We start from the raw sequence: 19,486 nt of genomic DNA on the forward strand, positions 1-19,486 counted from the left end.
GCCGCCCGCGACGTCTAGGCCGTCGTGCGCGGCCCCGGCGCCGCGCCCGTCGTCCCCCGCACCACCAACCTCGGCAACGACGCCGTCCGCACCCGCGACACCTCGTCGACCTGCCCGCCCGCCTCGCGCAACGCATTGAGCAGTTCGACCGCGAGCCCCGCCGCCTCGGCGGTCGGGATCGCGACGGTCGTCAACGTCGGACGCGTGTCGCTTGCCAGATGAATGTCGGTAATGCCGACGATCGACAGGTCGTCGGGCACGCGCCTGGCGCGATCGGCCGCCGCGTGCAGTGCGCCGATCGCCGGCAGGTCGTTGGTCGCGACCAGCGCGGTCAGCCCCGGATGCGCATCGAGCAGGCGGCCCGCCGCACGCACGCCGCCGTCGATCGAATCGGGCTCGGCCGCGACGATCGACGCGTCGAGCCCCGCTTCGCGCATCACGTCGACGAAGCCGTCGTAGCGCGCCGCCTGCACGCCGCTCGCCGAGCCGCCGACGATCACGCCGATCGTCCGGTGCCCGAGTTCGAGCAGATGCCGCGTCGCGATCCGCCCCGCCTCGCGGAAATCCACGGCCACGCAAGGCAGCCCCTCGGGCGGCGCATCGGGCCGCTCCCACAGACACAGCACGACCGGCACACCGCGCCGTGCAACGGCGACCAGATCCGGCAGATGCAGGTTCGCGTTGGTCACGAGAATGCCTTCGGAAATCGTCCCGGCGATCTGGTCGAGATACGCCCGCCCCTGCAACGGATCTTCATTCGTATTGCAGACGATCAGGAACTGCCCGTTGCGGCGCACCGCACGCTCGACCGCGAGCGCGAACTCCGGATAGAACGGGTTCGCGATGCTCGACACCATCAGCGCAACCGTCGGCGCGCGCCCTTCCGCGAGCGCCCGCGCGGCCAGATGCGGCCGATACCCGAGCGCCTCCACCGCTTCCAGCACCCGCGCGCGCGTTGCGTCGCCCACCCGCCCGCGGTTGCGCAGCACGTTCGAGACCGTCGCGGCTGTCACGCCGGCGCGGCGCGCGACTTCATCCAGTGTTGCCATTGTCTGCTCACTATATGAGATGCCGATCCAGTATTTGCTTCGCTCACCGAAGCGGCGCACTATCGCCGCACACCCAGCCGCCCGTCCGACGGGCGCGACTCGGCCGCGATCGGGACCGGCTCTTTTTTTGATCGCGATGATTAAGCGCTTAAGCATTACGAAAGCGCATTAGAACATGGAGCGGAGACAATGGCGAGCATCTCGATGCGACGCGTGCAGAAAGCCTATGGCGAGCACGCGCCGGTCATTCGCGACGTCGATCTGGAGATCGGCGCGCACGAGTTCTGCGTGTTCCTCGGCCCGTCCGGCTGCGGCAAGTCGACCCTGTTGCGGATGATCGCGGGCCTCGAGGATCTGAGCGACGGCGAGTTGTCGATCGACGGCCGCCGCGTCGACGACGTGCCGGCCGCCGAGCGCGGCGTCGCGATGGTGTTCCAGAGCTATGCGCTGTTTCCGCACATGACGGTCTACGAGAACATGGCGTTCGGGCTGAAGCTCGCCCGCGTGCCGAGGGCCGAGATCGACCGGAAGGTGCGCGACGCCGCGCGGATCCTGCAGCTCGACACGCTGCTCGAGCGCAAGCCGAAGGCGCTGTCCGGCGGCCAGCGGCAGCGCGTGGCGATCGGCCGCGCGATCGTGCGCGAGCCCGGCGTGTTTCTGTTCGACGAGCCGCTGTCGAACCTCGACGCGGCGCTGCGCGGCCAGACCCGCGTCGAGATCGCGAAACTGCACCGTCAGTTCGAACGGGCGAGCGTCGTGTACGTGACGCACGACCAGACCGAAGCGATGACGCTCGCCGACAAGATCGTGCTGCTGCATACAGGCGCCGACACCGCGCAGCACGGCAGCATCGCGCAGGTCGGCGCGCCGCTCGACCTCTACCACCATCCGGCGAGCCGCTTCGTGGCCGGCTTCATCGGCTCGCCGCGAATGAACTTCCTGCCGACCGTCGTCGCCGCTTGCGACGCGCAGCACACGATCGTCACCGTCGTGCCGTCCGGCGAAACCTTCACGCTGCCGCGCGACGGTTCGGCGCTCGCGCCCGGCGCAACCGTCACACTCGGCATCCGCCCCGAACACCTGACGCTCGGCGCCGCGCACGACGCGACGGCGCTCGCACGCGACGTCGTGCTGGTCGAACGCCTCGGCGAGCAGACCTACGTGCACCTCGACCAGCCCGGCGGCACGCCGCTGATCGCGAAAGTGCCCGGCGACGCGCCGCTGCGTCGCGGCGAGCGCGTACACGCGCATGCGCCGGCTGCGGCCTGCCACCTCTTCACCGAAGACGGCCGCGCGGTGCCCGCGCGCGCCGACGTCCACGTCCACCACTACGCATAAGGATCCGGCATGCGCCTCGGAGTCTGCTACTACCCGGAACACTGGCCGGAATCGATGTGGGCGGACGACGCCCGCCGGATGAAGGCACTCGGCATCGCGCAGGTGCGGATCGCCGAATTCGCGTGGAGCCGCATCGAGCCGTCGCCGGGAGAATACGACTGGGGCTGGCTCGATCGCGCGGTCGACGTGCTCGGCGCGGCCGGTCTCGACATCGTCATGTGCACGCCGACCGCGACGCCGCCGAAGTGGCTCGTCGACCGTCACCCCGACATCCTCGCGGTCGGCGCGGACGGCCGGCCGCGCAAGTTCGGCTCGCGCCGCCACTACGACTTCTCGTCGCCGACCTATCTCGAAGCATCGCGCCGGATCTGCACGGCAGTCGCCGAACGCTATGGCCGCCACCCGGCCGTGCGCTACTGGCAAACCGACAACGAGCTCGGCTGCCACCAGACGGTCGTCAGCTATTCGCCCGCCGCGCTCATGCGCTTTCGCGAATGGCTGAAGGCGCGCTACGACACGATCGACGCACTGAACCGCGCATGGGGCACCGTGTTCTGGAGCATGGAGTACCGCCATTTCGACGAAATCGACGCACCGGTCGGCACCGTGACCGAAGCGCATCCGTCGCATCGCCTCGACTACCGGCGCTTCGCCTCCGACGAAGTCGCTCGCTATCACCGGATGCAGGTCGACGTGATCCGCGCGCATTCGCCGGGCCGCCCCGTCGCGCACAACTTCATGCAGCTCTTCACCGAATTCGACCACTACGACGTGGCGCGCGACCTCGACATCGCGACGTGGGACAGCTACCCGCTCGGCGCGCTCGAGGAGCAATGGTTCGCGCCCGACGTGAAGGCACGCTGGCTGCGCACCGGTCATCCCGATTTCGCGTCGTTCAATCACGATCTCTATCGCGGGATGTCGAAGCTGCCGTTCTGGGTGATGGAGCAGCAGCCGGGGCCCGTGAACTGGGCGCAGTGGAACCCCGCGCCGCTGCCGGGCATGGTGCGGCTGTGGAGCTGGGAAGCATTCGCGCACGGCGCCGGCTGCGTGTCGTACTTCCGCTGGCGGCAGGCGCCGTTCGCGCAGGAACAGATGCATGCGGGCCTGCACACGCCGGACGATCAACTCGACGAAGGCGGCCGCGAAGCGCAGCGCGTCGCGCGCGAAATCGCGGCGGTGCTCGACGCCGGCACGGATACCGATGCGAACGGCCTGGTGCGCGCCCCCGTCGCGCTGGTGTTCGACTACGACGCGAAGTGGCTGTTCGAAGTGCAGCCGCAAGGCGCCGATTTCCACTATCCGCGCTTCGCGTTCGAGTACTACTCGGCGCTGCGCTCGCTCGGCCTCGACGTCGACATCGTTTCCCCGCACGCGCCGCTCGACGGCTACCGGCTCGTCGTGGTGCCGCCGCTGCCGATCGTGCCGGACGACTTCGCGGCACGGCTCGCCGCATCCGGGGCGCATGCGGTGTTCGGCCCGCGCACCGGCTCGAAGACCGCCGACCTGCGGATTCCGCCGACGCTGCCGCCCGGCCCGCTCGCGTCGATCATGCCGATGCGCGTGTGGCGTGTCGAGTCGCTGCGGCCGAACGTGACCGAGCGGATCGACGGCACGTTGCGCGACGGCTCGCCGCTCACCGGCGACGCGCGTCACTGGCGCGATCTCGTCGAGCTGCATGGCGACGACGACGCCCGCGGCATCGTACGCGCGCGCTTCGCCGACGGTCATCCGGCCTGCGTATCGCACGGCGCATTGCACTACTGGGCCGCGCTGTTCGACGACGCGACCACCGTGCGACTGTTCGCCGACGTCGCGGCCGAAGCCGGCCTCGCGCCCGCACCGCTCGGCGACGGACTGCGCATCAGCCGGCGCGGCGGCCTCACCTACGTATTCAACTACCGCAACACGCCGCACACGATTGACGCGGTGCCCCCGTCCGCGTTCGTGGTCGGCACCGCGCAGGTCGAGCCGCAAGGCGTCGCCGCGTATCGAAGCCGTTCGTAGCAACCGCCCCCGGCGCCGCGACGCGCCGGTCACGCACAACGACACACAGGACTGGAGACACACATGACACATCGCCCCCTTCGCGTCGCCGCCCGGCTTGCGACGGCCGCCGCCATCGCGGCCGCATCGTTCGGCGCGGCCGCACCGGCCAACGCGGGCACGCTGACGATCAACATCGCGTTCAAGGGCGCCAGCCAGCGCGCGGTCTGGCAGTCGACGCTCGAGGCGTTCCACAAGGCCCATCCCGACATCGACGTGAAGCCCACCTTCGTCGACGAGGAAGCGTACAAGGTGCAGCTCCCCGCGTGGCTCACGACTGTCGCGCCCGACGTGGTGAACTGGCACGCGGGCGAGCGAATGGCGTACTACGCGAAGCGCGGGCTGTTCGAGGACCTGAGCGGCGACTGGGCGAAAAACGGCTGGGGCGCAATGTACGCGTCGACGCGCGACGCATCGTCGTACAACGGCAAGCAGTACGCGGCGCCGACCGTCTATTACTCGTGGGGGCTGTTCTACCGCAAGGACCTGTTCCGCAAGGTCGGCATCGCCGACGAGCCGAAAACATGGGACCAGTTTCTCGATGCGTGCAGGAAGCTGAAGGCGGCCGGCATCACGCCGATCGCGGTCGGCGGCCGCGATGCGTGGACGCTCGCCGGCTGGTTCGATTATCTCGACCTGCGGCTGAACGGCAACGCGTTCCACCAGCAACTGATGGCCGGCGACGTGCCGTACACCGACCCGCGCGTGAAGAAGGTCTACACGACGTGGAAATCGCTGATCGACGCGGGCTACTTCATCGACAACGCGCTGTCCTACGATCTCGACGGTGCGCAGCCGTTCCTGTTCCAGGGCAAGGCCGCGATGATGCTGATGGGCACCTTCATCGCGGCGGGCTTTCCGCCGAACGTGAAGCAGGAAATGGGCTACTACCGCTTCCCGATCATCGACCCGAAGGTGCCGACCGCCGAAGACGGTCCGGTCGAATCGCTGCACATCCCGACCAAGGCGAAAAACAAGGCCGACGCGCATACGTTCCTCGCGTTCGTCGAAACGCCCGAGATGGGCGCGAAGCTTGCCGAAGGGCTCGGCTCGCTGTCGGCCAACAGCAAGTCGCCGGAGCCGGACGATCCGATCTCGCGAATCGGCTTCCGGATCCTCGCCGACACCCGGGGCGGCGTCGCGCAGTTCTACGACCGCGACATGACGAAGGAAATGGCCGACGAAGGGATGAAGGGGATGCAGCAGTTCGTCGCGAATCCCGCGCAGCTCGATTCGGTGCTCGCGCAACTCGAACAGACCCGCAAGCGGATCTACAAGAAGTAATCGCGTGACTCACGCGGCGGCCGTGCGCCGCCGCGTTCGCCCAGGAGGCTTGCCGTGTCCAGTCCGATCGCGTCCAGACCCGCCGAAACGCCAGCAGCACCGGCCGCCGCGCCGCCGGGCCGCGGATCACCCGCCGCGCGGCCCGCGCGCCGCCCGTCGCCGGCCGTGCGGCGGCAACGGCGCGCCGCGTGGCTCTTTCTCGCGCCCGCGTGCGCGATGGTTGCCGTCTATGTGATCTGGCCGATCCTGTCGACGCTGTGGCTGAGCCTCTGCAACTGGGACGGGATGACCGAGCGCACGTTCGTCGGCCTCGCGAACTACGTCGAGCTGCTGCACGCGCCGACGTTCTACACCGCGTTGCGCAACAACGTGATCTGGCTCGTGCTGTTCATGCTCGCGCCGCCGCTCGGCCTCGCGCTCGCGCTGTACCTGAACCAGGCCGTTGCCGGCATCCGGCTCGTGAAGTCGCTGTTCTTCGCGCCGTTCGTGCTGTCCGGCGTGGTCGTCGGGCTGATCTTCTCGTGGTTCTACGACCCGACCTTCGGCTTGCTCGCGCTCATCGCCGGGCACGGCATTCCGGTGCTCGGCGACGCGCGCTATGCGACGTTCGGCATCGTGTTCGCCGCACTGTGGCCGCAGACCGCGTACTGCATGATCCTGTACCTGACCGGCCTCACGTCGGTGAACCCCGAGCAGATCGAAGCGGCACGGATGGAAGGCGCGCGCGGCTTCGCGCTGCTGTGGCACGTCGTGCTGCCGCAGTTGCGGCCGACCACGTTCATGGCGATCGTCGTCACCGTGATCGGCGCACTGCGCAGCTTCGACCTGATCTCGGTGATGACGGGCGGCGGCCCGTTCGAAAGTTCGACCGTGCTCGCGTATTACATGTACGACCAGGCGATCAAGTACTACCGGCTCGGCTATTCCGCGGCGATCGCCGTCGTGCTGTTCGCGATCATGCTCGTCTACATCGTGTTCCAGTTGCGCCGCATGCTGCGCAACGAACAGTGACCACCCGGGGATTCGCTCATCATGTTTCCGACACCCGTTGCCCACTGGAAGCCGGTCTCGCGCCGGCTGTACAAGCTGTCGCTGCCCGTCGCGCTCGTGATCTGGCTGCTGCCGATGATCGCCGTGTTCGTCACGTCGGTGCGCTCGACCGAGGAGCTCGTCGAAGGTCACTACTGGGGCTGGCCGCGGCACTTCTCGATGATCGAGAACTATCGCGACGCGCTGACCACGTCGCCGATGCTGCATTACTTCTGGAACAGCGTGCAGATCACGGTGCCGTCGGTGCTGGGTTCGATCGCGCTGGCGGCGATGGCCGGGTTCGCGCTCGCCACTTACCGGTTTCGCGGGAATACCGCGTTGTTCGGCACGTTCGTCGCGGGGAACTTCGTGCCGGTGCAGGTGCTGATGATTCCGGTGCGGGACTTGTCGCTCAGGCTTGGCGTGTTCAACACCGTCGAGGCGCTGATCCTGTTTCATGTCGCGTTTCAGACGGGGTTCTGTACGCTGTTTCTGCGCAATTTCATCAAGCAACTGCCGTTCGAGCTGATCGAGGCGGCGCGGATCGAAGGCGCGGGCGAATGGACGGTGTTCTGGCGAATCGTGCTGCCGTTGATCCGCCCTGCGTTGGCCGCGCTCGCGATTCTCGTGTTCACGTTCGTGTGGAACGATTACTTCTGGGCGCTGTGCCTGACGCAAGGCGATGATGCCGCACCGATCACCGTGGGCGTCGCCGCGCTGAAGGGGCAATGGACGACGTCGTGGAACCTCGTGTCGGCCGGATCGATTCTCGCCGCGCTGCCGTCGGTCGCGATGTTCTTCGCGATGCAGAAACACTTCGTCGCGGGGCTGACGTTCGGAGCGACGAAGGGTTGAGCCGGCGCAGGTCGCAAATTCGCATCACCCCTCTTCATCGAGAGGTTGGCCCGCTTCGGCGGGCTTTTTTTACGGCGCGCGCTGGGACAGCGATGCATGACTGGCGCGACGTGCCCACGGTTCGACCACGGAATCTGCGAGCAGCATGTCGACGTTCCGATCGATGCTCAGTCGACCGCTTTCTCGTACAGCGACCACACGCGGCCGTCGGATTTCATTCCGACGCGGATAAAGCCGAGCGACGCGTAATAAGCGCACAGCATCGCGTTGTCGGCGGCGCAATCGAGTCGAACCCAACGCCGGTTCAGGCTGCGCACTTCGCGCGCGCACCAGTCGAGCATGAAGCGGCCGAGCCCGCGCCCGTTGAAACCGCTCCGCACGCACAGCCCGTGCACGTAACCGGCGATCGGTTCCTGCAGGCCCCAGTGCTTGTCGCCGTCGAAGGCCAGCGAAAACGTTCCGACCGACGTGCCGTCCAGGTCCACGACATACACCGCGGCCCGCATGACATGGTTTCGTACCCAAGTGTCGGAGAATCCGTCACCTTCCTTGCCCCACGCATCATCGCCGTGCGCGACTTTCTTCGCATGCGCGTCGTTGCGGATTCGTACCAGGACGGGCACGTCGTCTATCGTAGCCCGGCGCACGCTTGGCGAGGTCATCGTTGGGTTCTCCGCGGGGAAGGCCCGCTTTCGACCCGCTATCCTGCGCTGCACGGACGGGGCTTGTCCAGCCTCGCCGGTCGAATCAAGCTTTTCGACATGAACCCGTCGATCATCCACTCGATTGTTCGCGCCGCGAGCATTCCGGCGGGATAGCTATCGAGTTGACGGTATGCGATCACAACCCGCCCGAAAGGCGGGTTTTTGCTTTTCGGGCCCTGAACGGAGTGCCTGGAAATGACGCGTGAGAATCGCGCAGCCGGCGCGGTCGACATCGAAGACCGGGGACATATCGCAAATACGGTATCGTGGACGAGCGAGCATCGCCCCATTCGCTGAACCGGAACCCCGCATCAAGGTGGTTCCGCTGTATCCCTACAGGAGAACGACGTGGAAACCGGGAAAGGCGCCCTGAATACCCGTGACGAACGCCCCGCGTCGCTGCCGGACACCGGCGCAACGCACGTTCTCGTCGAGTCCATCGTGCAAGGCGTGGCGCGCTTCGGGATTCCGGGTTCGACGAGCTGGCCTGCGATGCAGGAATCGCTCGACGACAGTGGCGGCTTGTGGAAACTTTCGGCCGTGCTGGTCCCCGTCGTGATACGGCCCGCGCCGACGATTCTGCTCACCAAGCGCTCGTCGAACCTGAGCGAATACGCTTCGCACGTGAGCTTCCCCGGCGGCCGCCCGATGGCGTCGGATCACGACGTGGGGTGTACCGCACTCCGCGAGGCCTTCGAAGAGATCTGCCTTGAGCCGGGCGCTGTGCGGCTGGTCGGATGTTTGCCTATTCACAAGACAAGAAAGCGCAATCACGCCATCGTCCCGGTGATCGGCCTCGTTTCCGCTACGGCCGCATGGGCGGCGGCACCGGCCGAGGTTGAAGAGATCTTCGAATTTCCGCTCGCCACGCTGTCGAATCCCGACTTGCCGCGGCAGTACGCGGACGGCGAGCGCACCGGCGCCTGGTATTGGGCAGATCAGCAATACGATATCTGGGGAGTGACTGCCGTCATTCTGAATTCCCTCGCGGAACTGGTACTGGCAGCCGCGCACGGTGCGGGTTCGCGTCGGGCTTGAGGTCGATTCGTCAGATGTGGTCGGCGGCCACCGGGCACGACCCTTTACGGTCGAATTCAGCGTGAGTCGCTTCCGGTTCCGCCCGTCGTCGAAAGCGAATGCCATGTCGCATCTTCCAGGCGAAGGGTGCCCGGACCATATGAAATCAGGCCATCCGCTCGCGCGGCAAGGACGTTGCCCGAATCCCGTTCGTAGAGAAACCACTGCTCGACCGACGGATCGTCACCATATGGCCGGGTTTTCAGTTCGCCGCCCAGGTCGAAACCGAACACCCAGGATTGCGGGTTCGCGCCCCGCTCGACCGACAGCAACTTCTGCCCGTCGATTCCGCGCGTTGCGAGCGTAATCGCATCGTCCGGTGATTCGCTCCAGGCGAGTTCTTCGCCATTCAGCGTGATCGACCAGTGGCAGCAATAGATCCACAGATGCCAGCTACCGGTCACCGTCACCAATCTGCGCGCCGCGAGCGCTCGGACGCGTTCGGACGACGCGAGTGAAGAGACGTCCGGTTCTCTCGTCTGAAGCTCGGGCGTTCCAAATTCCAGCGTCAGAAAGCTCCCGTGCCCCTTCCTGACCAACCATGCGGGATGTCCGTAGACCGGCGCCCAGATGCGATTGAAGTCCGCGAGATCCAATTCCTTTCCCCTTGTCGTTAGCTGGATCGAGCGCCCCGTCGGCTGCACCCGATGACCGGTTCGACGACTTCGAGCCGGCACGCCGGTTTCATTCCCGCGAAACGCGTCCCATACGCTTACACCCCACCCGCTCGCTGCTCCCTCAACCGCACATCCACCGACCCGATATTCTTCTCGTGCGCGACCAGCATCAACGACAGCGCGTGATGTATATCCGGGTCGGCGAGCGTCGGCAGCAGCGCCTGCAGCTTGCGCACGACCCATCTCTGACCACGGTTCAGAAACGCCATCCGCTCGGCCAGATCGTCGATCGCCATCGCCTTCTCATGGAACGAGCCGGTTGCCCGCGTGGGCGTCGCGCCGAGCGTGCGGATCGCGTCGACAAGCACGCTGCACCAGTGCGCTTCGTCCTGGCGGATATGTGCGATCAGACGATGGAGCTCGGCATCTTCCGTCACCTCCGCCGCCGTCTCCGATGCAACGCGAGCCCCCGCGCGCTCCGCTTCCAGCAATTCATCGAGCAGCGCCAGCAACGCCGCACGATGCGCGTCCGACTCGCCTGCCGGTGCAGCCGCCGCCCCTTTCTCGACGCTCGCCGCCGCATCCAGCACGATACGACGCAGCACGTCGCCGGCCGATTCGATCGCACCGATCCGCCCTGCCCCCGTACCCGCATACAGCGCCATCGCTTCGAAATCGCCGGTCATCGTACGCAGCGGCGAATCCGTGCTGAACAGATAGATCGGCCGCCCTTCCTCGTCGCCGATCACGACGCGCTCATCGCCGAACGGATCGCCGCGCTCGCCGCGCGTGACACTCGACGGCAACACACGAACCCGCGCACCGCGTGGCCAGTTGATATGGAAGATGTCGGTCAGCTGTGCGTCGCCTTCACGCGCGTCGACGATCCGCTGCTGGTGATACGCATGCGCGAACGATTCATGCGTTGCAATGAACGCGGTGCCCATCACCGCGCCCTGCGCGCCAAGCGCCATCGCGGCGGCCACGTCCGCGCCATCGACGATCCCGCCCGCCGCCAGCACCGGCAACCGCGTCGCGTGAACCGCTTCGGGCAACAGCTCGGCCAGCGGCCGATCGCCGCGCACATGGCCGCCAGCCTCGTGCCCCTGAACGATCAGCGCCTGTGCACCGGCCGCTTCCGCCGCGCGCGCATCGTCGAGCGACCCGACCTGATGCACCACCCGCACGCCCGCATCGCGCAGACGCCGCACGACGCCCGGCATCACGTCCCAGAACAGCGCAATCACGGGCACACGCAATTCGATGCACGCATCGAGCTGTGCATCGAGCAGTTCAGGCGGCGTCGATGCAGGAATCAGGTTCACGCCGAACGGACGCTCGGTGGCCGAGCGAACCAACCCGACCTCGCGCCGGATCAGCGCGACGGGTTCACGCACCATCCCGAGAAAACCGAACCCGCCGGCGGCACTCACCGCACTCGCAAGCTCGGCCCGCGCAACGCCGCCCATGCCGGCGAGCACGATCGGCCATGCACAGCCGAGCAGATCGCAGACAGGGCGATGCAGGATCTGGACGGCGCGGGCCTCGGGCCCGTCGCCACGCGTCGGAATCGACATGCAGCGTCCTCCTTCAAGGATCGGCGGCGCGTCACGGTCAACCGCCAAAGCACGTGTCGCGTAAAGGCGAAACGGGTCGTGCCGGGCCATGCATCAAATAGATCATATTGCGACATATTCACGCATCAGGCCACCTCGCGATGACGACTTCATTGACGAGCGTCATTACGGCGACGGCCGCTCCAGCGTGCGCTCGCCTCAAGTCCAGCCTTCGAGCCGCAGCGTCGAGCGCACGAGCCGCTGTTCCTCCTGTTCGATCTCGCGCAGATAGTCGACGCACTGGCGGATATGTTCGCTCGCGGCCTTGCGCGCCTGATCGGGCAACCGTCCGGTCACCGCGTTGTAAAGCCGCGCATGCTGGCGGTCGATCTGCTTCTTCAACGGCTCGCGGTGATAGAGATTGTTCACCGACGCGAACACCGAACTGAGCAGCAGATCGGTCAACGATTGCAGCGTATTGACGAGCACCGGATTGTGGGATGCCTCGCAGATCGCGAGATGGAACGCATGGTCGAGCTTCGCGCGCGCGGCCGGATCGAGATCCTGCGCGTCGGCTGCCGTCATTTCCTCGTAACGGCGCCGGATCAGGATGAAATCGGCCGGCGTGCCGCGCAGCGCGGCGAGCCGCGCGGCTTCGGTCTCGAGCATCCCGCGTACCTCGAACAGGTCGTACAGCGTGCGCGGCTGCGAACCGAGCAGATGCATCATCGGCGAGACTTCGCGCTGCGGGGTCAGGCTCGCGACGAACGAGCCCTTGCCGTGCGTCGTATCGATGATCCCGCGCGCGCGCAGCAGCTTCATCCCTTCGCGCACCGCCGTGCGCGACACGCCGAGCTTCTCGGTGAGCCGCCGCTCGGACGGCAGCGCCTGGCCGGCCTTGAGCACGCCGTCGACGATCAGCTGCTCGATCCGCTCGGCGACGACGTCTGCCACATTGCGCGCCGGCGCCTGTCGATCCTGCATTTCCATACTGGTATGACCACTCAGGAAGAATCTCGGCGATTTTCGCACAAACCCTTGTTGTTGTTCGGTTTTTTGACTTCCCCGATACCCGCTTCCGGATGCCGCACAAAAAACTGGTATGACCACTTGCGTGACGTCTGGACACGCCCGCACGTCCCGCCAAGAATGCCGTCCATCCGGCGCGCCGCCACCCGTGCGGCCGCCTGCATGGTGGAGACGGAGACACACGATGAGTTTCACCTACGACGAACGGATCGACGGCCCGCTGGCGACGGTCGATCGCGACACGCTCGTCGCCGCGCTGAACGCGGCGGCGCCCGGCCTCGACGTGCTGCACGAGCGCGAGGCGCTGAAACCGTTCGAATGCGACGGCCTCGCCGCATACCGCACGGTGCCGCTCGCCGTGGTGCTGCCCGACACGGTCGAGCAAGTGCGCGCGGTGCTGCGCGTCGCGGCCGCGCACGGCGTGCCGGTGGTCGCGCGCGGCGCGGGCACCGGCCTGTCGGGCGGCGCGATGCCGCTCGAAAAAGGCATCCTGCTCGTGACGGCGAAGTTCAACCGGATTCTCGACATCGACCCCGATGCCGGCATCGCGCGCGTGCAGCCCGGCGTGCGCAACCTCGCGATCTCGCAGGCGGCCGCGCCGTACGGCCTCTACTACGCGCCCGATCCGTCGTCGCAGATCGCATGCTCGATCGGCGGCAACGTCGCCGAAAACGCGGGCGGCGTGCATTGCCTGAAATACGGGCTCACGGTGCACAACATCCTGAAGGTCGAGATCCTGACGATCGACGGCGATACGCTGACGCTCGGCGCCGACGCGCTCGACGCACCGGGCTTCGACCTGCTCGCGCTCATCACCGGCTCCGAAGGGATGCTTGGCATCGTCACGGAAGTGACCGTGAAGCTGCGGCCGTTGCCGCCGAGCGTGAAGGTGCTGATGGCGAGCTTCGACGACGTCGCCGAAGCGGGTGGGGCGGTCGCGCGCATCATCGGCGCGGGCGTGATTCCCGGCGGGCTCGAGATGATGGACAACCTCGCGATCCGCGCGGCCGAGGATTTCATCCACGCGGGCTACCCGGTCGATGCGCAGGCGATCCTGCTGTGCGAACTCGACGGCAGCGCGAGCGATGTCGAAGAGGACGCCGAACGCGTCGCCGCGCTGCTGCGCGAGGCCGGCGCCTCGGAGATCCGCGTCGCGCGCGACGAAGCCGAGCGCCAGCGTTTCTGGGCCGGCCGCAAGAACGCGTTCCCGGCGGTCGGCCGCATGTCGCCCGACTACTACTGCATGGACGGCACGATTCCGCGCCGCGAACTGCCGCGCGTGCTCGAAGGCATCGCCGCGCTGTCGGCCGAATACGCACTGCCGGTCGCGAACGTGTTCCACGCGGGCGACGGCAACATGCACCCGTTGATCCTGTTCGATGCGAACCGTCCCGGCGAGCTCGACCGCGCGGAAGCGCTCGGCGGCAAGATCCTCGAGCTGTGCGTCGCGGTGGGCGGCAGCATCACCGGCGAACACGGCGTCGGGCGCGAGAAGATCAACCAGATGTGCGTGCAGTTCAACGCCGACGAAATCACGTTCTTCCACGCGGTGAAGGCCGCGTTCGATCCACAGGGCCTGCTCAATCCCGGCAAGAACATCCCGACGCTGCATCGCTGTGCCGAATTCGGTGCGATGCACGTCCATCACGGCAAGCTGCCGTTTCCCGAACTGGAGCGCTTCTGATGCGACGCGACATCGAATCGATCGACGACAGCGCGGCACTCGTCGCACAGGTCGACGCCGCCATCCACGATCGCCAGCCGCTGCACATTCGCGGCGCCGGCACGAAGGCCTTCGTCGGCCGCGCCGTCGAAGGCCGCGCGCTCGACATGCGCACGCACCGCGGCATCGTCGCGTACGACCCGACCGAACTCGTCATCACCGCGCGCGCGGGCACGCCGCTCGCCGAACTCGAAGCGATGCTCGACACGGCCGGCCAGATGCTGCCGTGCGAGCCGCCGTCGTTCGGCGGCGCGGCGACGGTCGGCGGGATGTTCGCGGCCGGGCTGTCGGGGCCGCGCCGCCCGTGGGCGGGCGCGGTGCGCGATTTCGTGCTCGGTTGCCGCGTAATCACCGGCCACGCAAAGCACCTGCGCTTCGGCGGCGAGGTGATGAAGAACGTCGCGGGCTACGACGTGTCGCGGCTGCTCGCCGGCAGTTTCGGTTGTCTCGGCGTCGTGACCGAGGTGTCGCTGAAGGTGCTGCCGAAACCCCGCTCGACCGGCGATCTCGCGTTACCGGTCACGGCGGCCGAAGCCGTGCAACGCGTCGCCGGATGGCGGCGCACCGGGCTGCCGCTGGCCGGCGCCTGCCACGCGGACGGCGTGCTGCGCGTGCGGATCGAAGGCGGCGAGGGCTCGGTGAAGGCCGCGCGCGACACGATCGGCGGCGAGCGGATGGACGATCGCGACGACGGGTTCTGGGCGCGGCTGCGCGAGCTGTCGCTGCCGTTCTTCGACGATCCGCGCCCGCTGTGGCGCGTGTCGGTACCTGCCGCCGCGCCACTCGACGCACTGCCCGGCGCGCTGCTGGTCGACTGGGGCGGCGCGCAGCGCTGGCTGAAGAGCGATGCCGCGCCGGCCGAGGTGCAGCGGTTCGCCGCGCAGTGGGGCGGCCACGCGACCTGCCTCACGCCGGGCGTCACACCCGAGCCGTTCCAGCCGCTGCCGGCCGCGCTGTTGCGCGTGCATCGGCAGTTGAAGACCCGGCTCGACCCGCATGCGATCTTCAATCCCGGCCGCCTGTACGCGGACGTCTGACGCCACCCGATTCCGAACCGCCGATGCAAACCAATCTCAGCGAAGCAAGCAAGGCCCTCGACCGGGCCGACGAAGCGGAAGCGATCCTGCGCGCATGCGTGCACTGCGGCTTCTGCAATGCGACCTGCCCGACCTACCAGGTGCTCGGCAACGAGCTCGACGGGCCGCGCGGACGCATCTACCTGATCAAGCAGATGCTCGAAGGCGAGCCGTGCGGCGAACGCACGCAGCAGCATCTCGACCGCTGCCTGACCTGCCGCAACTGCGAAACGACGTGCCCGTCCGGCGTGCGCTATCACACGCTGCTCGACATCGGCCGCGCGGAAGCGGAAAAGCGCGCACGCCGCCCTGCGCGCGAGCGCCTGCTGCGCGCGGGCCTGCGCCACGTCGTGCCGAGGCCGGCCACCTTCGCCGCGCTGCTGAAGGCCGGCCGCGCGCTGCGCCCGCTGCTGCCGGGCACGCTGCAGGACAAGATCCCGGCCGCCGCTCCCGCCGCCACGCCACGCCCGCCGGTGCGTCATGCGCGGCGCGTGCTGATGCTGGAAGGCTGCGTGCAGCCTTCGCTGTCGCCGAACACCAACGCGGCCGCCGCGCGCGTGCTCGACCGGCTCGGCATCAGCGTCACGCCGGCGCGCGAAGCCGGTTGCTGCGGCGCGACCGAATATCACCTGAACGCCCAGGACGCCGGCCTTGCCCGCGCACGCCGCAACATCGACGCGTGGTGGCCCGCGATCGAGGCGGGCGCGGAAGCGATCGTGCTGACGGCGAGCGGCTGCGGCGCGTTCGTGAAGGAATACGGCGACTTGCTGCGCGCCGACCCCGTCTATGCGGACAAGGCGCGGCGCGTCAGCGCGCTCGCACGCGACCTTGCGGAAGTGATCGCGGCAGAACCGCTCGATGCGCTGGCCGACGCCGCGCCGCGCCGCGTCGCGGTGCATTGCCCGTGCACGCTGCAGCACGCGCAGCGGCTCGGCGGCGCGGTGGAGCGCATCCTGACGCGGCTCGGCTTCGATCTGACGCATGTCGCCGACGGCCATCTGTGCTGCGGCTCGGCCGGCACCTATTCGCTCACGCAACCCGAACTCGCGACGAAACTGCGCGACAACAAGCTCGACGCGCTCGAAGCCGCACGGCCGGACCTGATTGTCACGGCCAATATCGGCTGCCAGACTCACCTGAACGGCGCGGGCCGCACGTCCGTGCGCCACTGGATCGAGCTCGTCGACAACCGACTCGTCAACTGACCGCTGATTCCGGAGGACTTCCATGAAAACGAAACCCGAACTCGAACTCGCCGACGTCGAACGCATGCTCGCGGCGGCCCGCGCGGAGGCCGAGCGCCACGGCTGGGCCGTGTCGATCGCCATCGTCGACGACGGCGGCCACCTGCTCGCGTTCGCGCGCCTGGACGGCGCATCGGCCGCCAGCACGTACATCGCGCAGGACAAGGCCCGCGCGGCGGCGCTCGGCCGTCGCGAGACGAAGGCGTATGAGGATATGATCAACGGTGGCCGCACGGCGTTTCTGAGCGTGCCGCTGACGGGGTTGCTTGAAGGCGGCGTGCCGGTCACGGTGGACGGCCGCATTGCGGGCGCGATCGGTGTGTCTGGCGTAAAGTCCGAGCAGGACGCGCAGATCGCCCGCGCCGGCACACAAAGCGTCGCGGGATAACCAGCCAGGCCACGCGCGCATTTTTCCCCGGGAGGAATCACGATGATCGACCAAGCAGGGCTGCAAGTCGCGCCAGCGCTCAGCCAGTTCATTGAAAACGAAGTGCTGCCGGGCACCGGCATCGACAAAGCCACGTTCTGGAGCGGCTTTTCGGCCCTGGTGCACGACCTGGCGCCGCGCAACCGCGAACTGCTCGCGGAACGCGACCGCCTGCAACAGGAACTCGACGCGTGGCATCGCGCGCACCCCGGCCCGGTGCGCGACCATGCCGCGTATCGCGCGTTCCTCGAAAAGATCGGCTACCTCGTGCCGGCCCCGTCGAACGTCGCGGCAGCCACCGCGAACGTCGACAGCGAGATCGCCACGCAAGCCGGCCCGCAACTCGTCGTGCCGCTGTCGAACGCGCGCTATGCGCTGAACGCCGCGAACGCCCGCTGGGGCAGCCTGTACGACGCGCTGTACGGCACCGATGCGCTGCCCGAAGACGGCGGCGCCGAACGCACGTCGGCCTACAACCCGACGCGCGGCCAGCGCGTGATCGACTACGCGCGCAACGTGCTCGACAACGCGGCGCCGCTCGCGAGCGGCTCGCACCGCGACGCGCTGCGCTACCGCGTGCAGGACGGCCAGCTCGCCGTCGAAACGGGCAAGGGCGTCACGCACCTTGCTCAGCCGGCGCAGTTCGTCGGCTACCAGGGCGCGGCCGATGCGCCGTCCGCGATCCTGCTGAAGCACAATGGCCTGCACCTCGAGATCCAGATCGACGCATCGACCCCCATCGGTCGCGCCGATCTCGCGAACGTGAAGGACGTCGTGCTCGAAGCCGCGGTCAGCACGATCATCGACTGCGAGGATTCCGTCGCGGCCGTCGACGCCGACGACAAGGTCCAGCTCTACCGCAACTGGCTCGGGCTGATGCAGGGCACGCTCGTCGAGGAAGTCGCGAAGGGCGGCAAGACCTTCACGCGCCGCCTGAATGCCGATCGCGAATACACGACGCCGGCCGGCGGCAAACTGTCGCTGCACGGCCGCTCGCTGCTGTTCGTGCGCAACGTCGGCCACCTGATGACGATCGGCGCGGTGCTCGACCGCGACGGCAACGAGATTCCGGAAGGGATCCTCGACGGCGTCGTCACCACGCTGTGCGCGCTACATGACCTGAAGGCCAAGCGCAACTCGCGCACCGGCTCGATCTACATCGTGAAGCCGAAGATGCACGGCCCGGCCGAAGTCGCGTTCGCCGACACGCTGTTCGCGCGCATCGAGGATCTCTACGGCCTGCCGCGCAACACGCTGAAGATGGGCATCATGGACGAGGAGCGCCGCACCAGCGTGAACCTCGCCGCGTGTATCGCCGCGGCCGCCGCGCGTGTCGCGTTCATCAACACCGGCTTCCTCGACCGCACCGGCGACGAGATGCACACCGCGATGGAAGCGGGCCCGATGATCCGCAAGGGCGACATGAAGTCGTCGGCGTGGATCCAGTCGTACGAGCGCAACAACGTGCTGGCAGGCCTGTCGGCCGGCCTGCGCGGCCGCGCGCAGATCGGCAAGGGCATGTGGGCGATGCCGGACCTGATGCACGCGATGCTCGAGCAGAAGATCGCGCATCCGCGCGCCGGCGCGAACACCGCGTGGGTGCCGTCGCCGACCGCCGCGACGCTGCATGCGCTGCACTACCACCTGGTCGACGTGCAGGCCGTCCAGCAGGAACTCGAGAAGACGCCGTACTCGAGCGAGCGCGACGCGCTGCTCGAAGGGCTGCTGACCGTGCCGGTCGTCGAGCGCGCCGCATGGAGCGAAAGCGAGATCCTGAGCGAGGTCGAGAACAACGCGCAGGGCATCCTCGGCTACGTCGTGCGCTGGGTCGAACAGGGCGTCGGCTGCTCGAAGGTACCCGACATCCATGACGTCGGCCTGATGGAAGACCGCGCGACGCTGCGCATCTCCAGCCAGCACATCGCGAACTGGCTGCGTCATGGCGTGATCACCGAGGCATTCGTGCTCGACGTGTTCAAGCGGATGGCGCGCGTCGTCGACCAGCAGAACGCGGGCGATCCGAACTATCGCCCGATGGCGCCCGGCTACGACCAGTCGACCGCGTTCAAGGCCGCGTGCGCGCTGGCGCTGCAGGGCACGTCGCAGCCGAGCGGCTATACCGAGCCGCTGCTGCATCGGTTCCGGCTCGCGTTCAAGGCGCAACAGCACGGCGGTTAAGCCCGTGCATGCGGGATTTCCCGCATGCGGGTTTCACGAAACGGGCGGCCGTCACGGCCGCCCGTTTTTCATATCCGGCTCATGCAATCGCTGAAACGGATAATCGGTACGTATCGCACGACTTCGCCGTCCGGGTTCATCAGGGTTAAAACGTGAAAATCGGCCGGCGGGCCGCGCGCACCACGCCCGCAATGGCACCGGCCCTTGCGCTGCAACGCTTCGCGGGTTATCCGCAAGTATCGGACCGCGTGATA

The 19,486-nt window shown here is 67.7% G+C and carries 16 protein-coding genes; 11 read left to right on the plus strand and 5 right to left on the minus strand.

Features of this window, described 5'->3' with window-relative positions:
* Window positions 1-14 precede the first annotated feature (14 nt).
* Window positions 15-1,049, minus strand: a complete 1,035-nt coding sequence (locus DIE13_RS08740; protein ID WP_124826762.1) for a LacI family DNA-binding transcriptional regulator — start codon at window positions 1,047-1,049, stop codon at window positions 15-17.
* Between the two features lie 189 nt (window positions 1,050-1,238).
* Between DIE13_RS08740 and DIE13_RS08745 the strand changes: the two genes are divergently transcribed.
* The 5 genes from DIE13_RS08745 (at window position 1,239) to DIE13_RS08765 (ending at window position 7,601) form a co-directional block, all read left to right on the plus strand.
* Complete coding sequence (locus DIE13_RS08745; protein ID WP_124826763.1) at window positions 1,239-2,387, plus strand: ABC transporter ATP-binding protein; 1,149 nt, start codon at window positions 1,239-1,241, stop codon at window positions 2,385-2,387.
* A 9-nt stretch (window positions 2,388-2,396) separates the two neighbouring features.
* Entirely contained in the window at window positions 2,397-4,394 is a 1,998-nt protein-coding gene (locus tag DIE13_RS08750) for a beta-galactosidase (RefSeq protein ID WP_124826764.1), read from the plus strand.
* 63 nt (window positions 4,395-4,457) lie between these two features.
* Window positions 4,458-5,717, plus strand: coding sequence for an ABC transporter substrate-binding protein (locus DIE13_RS08755; RefSeq protein WP_124826765.1), 1,260 nt, complete (start codon window positions 4,458-4,460; stop codon window positions 5,715-5,717).
* 54 nt (window positions 5,718-5,771) lie between these two features.
* On the plus strand, window positions 5,772-6,728 hold the full coding sequence (locus DIE13_RS08760; RefSeq protein ID WP_124826766.1) for a carbohydrate ABC transporter permease: 957 nt from the start codon (window positions 5,772-5,774) through the stop codon (window positions 6,726-6,728).
* 21 nt (window positions 6,729-6,749) lie between these two features.
* On the plus strand, window positions 6,750-7,601 hold the full coding sequence (locus tag DIE13_RS08765; RefSeq protein ID WP_098554357.1) for a carbohydrate ABC transporter permease: 852 nt from the start codon (window positions 6,750-6,752) through the stop codon (window positions 7,599-7,601).
* A gap of 167 nt (window positions 7,602-7,768) precedes the next feature.
* Here the strand turns inward: DIE13_RS08765 and DIE13_RS08770 are convergent, their stop codons facing one another.
* Window positions 7,769-8,383 (minus strand): GNAT family N-acetyltransferase, encoded by a 615-nt coding sequence (locus DIE13_RS08770; RefSeq protein ID WP_233410049.1) that lies wholly within the window; start codon window positions 8,381-8,383, stop codon window positions 7,769-7,771.
* A gap of 270 nt (window positions 8,384-8,653) precedes the next feature.
* Between DIE13_RS08770 and DIE13_RS08775 the strand changes: the two genes are divergently transcribed.
* Entirely contained in the window at window positions 8,654-9,343 is a 690-nt protein-coding gene (locus tag DIE13_RS08775; RefSeq protein ID WP_233410050.1) for a CoA pyrophosphatase, read from the plus strand.
* A gap of 56 nt (window positions 9,344-9,399) precedes the next feature.
* Here DIE13_RS08775 and DIE13_RS08780 read toward each other — a convergent pair whose 3' ends face one another.
* The 3 genes from DIE13_RS08780 to glcC all read right to left on the minus strand — a co-directional run bounded on the left by DIE13_RS08780 (window position 9,400) and on the right by glcC (window position 12,545).
* On the minus strand, window positions 9,400-9,978 hold the full coding sequence (locus tag DIE13_RS08780; protein WP_124826767.1) for a hypothetical protein: 579 nt from the start codon (window positions 9,976-9,978) through the stop codon (window positions 9,400-9,402).
* 116 nt (window positions 9,979-10,094) lie between these two features.
* Window positions 10,095-11,576: a nitronate monooxygenase gene (locus DIE13_RS08785; protein ID WP_124826768.1), complete on the minus strand. Its 1,482-nt coding sequence runs from the start codon at window positions 11,574-11,576 to the stop codon at window positions 10,095-10,097.
* Window positions 11,577-11,774: 198 nt separating this feature from the next.
* A complete protein-coding gene (gene glcC / locus DIE13_RS08790) occupies window positions 11,775-12,545 on the minus strand; it encodes a transcriptional regulator GlcC (RefSeq protein ID WP_098554359.1) in 771 nt (256 codons plus the stop codon).
* A 223-nt stretch (window positions 12,546-12,768) separates the two neighbouring features.
* On the opposite strand from glcC, the gene glcD reads away from it, so the two are divergent.
* From glcD to DIE13_RS08815, 5 genes are read left to right on the plus strand one after another with little or no spacing between them, the layout of a single operon-like run.
* Window positions 12,769-14,268, plus strand: coding sequence for a glycolate oxidase subunit GlcD (glcD, locus tag DIE13_RS08795; RefSeq protein ID WP_124826769.1), 1,500 nt, complete (start codon window positions 12,769-12,771; stop codon window positions 14,266-14,268).
* Window positions 14,268-15,344 (plus strand): glycolate oxidase subunit GlcE, encoded by a 1,077-nt coding sequence (glcE, locus tag DIE13_RS08800; RefSeq protein WP_124826770.1) that lies wholly within the window; start codon window positions 14,268-14,270, stop codon window positions 15,342-15,344. Before glcD ends, glcE begins: the two co-directional genes overlap by 1 nt.
* A gap of 23 nt (window positions 15,345-15,367) precedes the next feature.
* Window positions 15,368-16,588: a glycolate oxidase subunit GlcF gene (gene glcF / locus DIE13_RS08805; RefSeq protein WP_124826771.1), complete on the plus strand. Its 1,221-nt coding sequence runs from the start codon at window positions 15,368-15,370 to the stop codon at window positions 16,586-16,588.
* Between the two features lie 22 nt (window positions 16,589-16,610).
* Window positions 16,611-17,015: a GlcG/HbpS family heme-binding protein gene (locus DIE13_RS08810; RefSeq protein WP_098554363.1), complete on the plus strand. Its 405-nt coding sequence runs from the start codon at window positions 16,611-16,613 to the stop codon at window positions 17,013-17,015.
* Window positions 17,016-17,057: 42 nt separating this feature from the next.
* Window positions 17,058-19,232: a malate synthase G gene (locus DIE13_RS08815; protein WP_124826772.1), complete on the plus strand. Its 2,175-nt coding sequence runs from the start codon at window positions 17,058-17,060 to the stop codon at window positions 19,230-19,232.
* The last annotated feature ends 254 nt before the right edge of the window (window positions 19,233-19,486 follow it).

This window comes from Burkholderia sp. Bp9016 (assembly GCF_003857765.1).
Classification (GTDB): domain Bacteria; phylum Pseudomonadota; class Gammaproteobacteria; order Burkholderiales; family Burkholderiaceae; genus Burkholderia.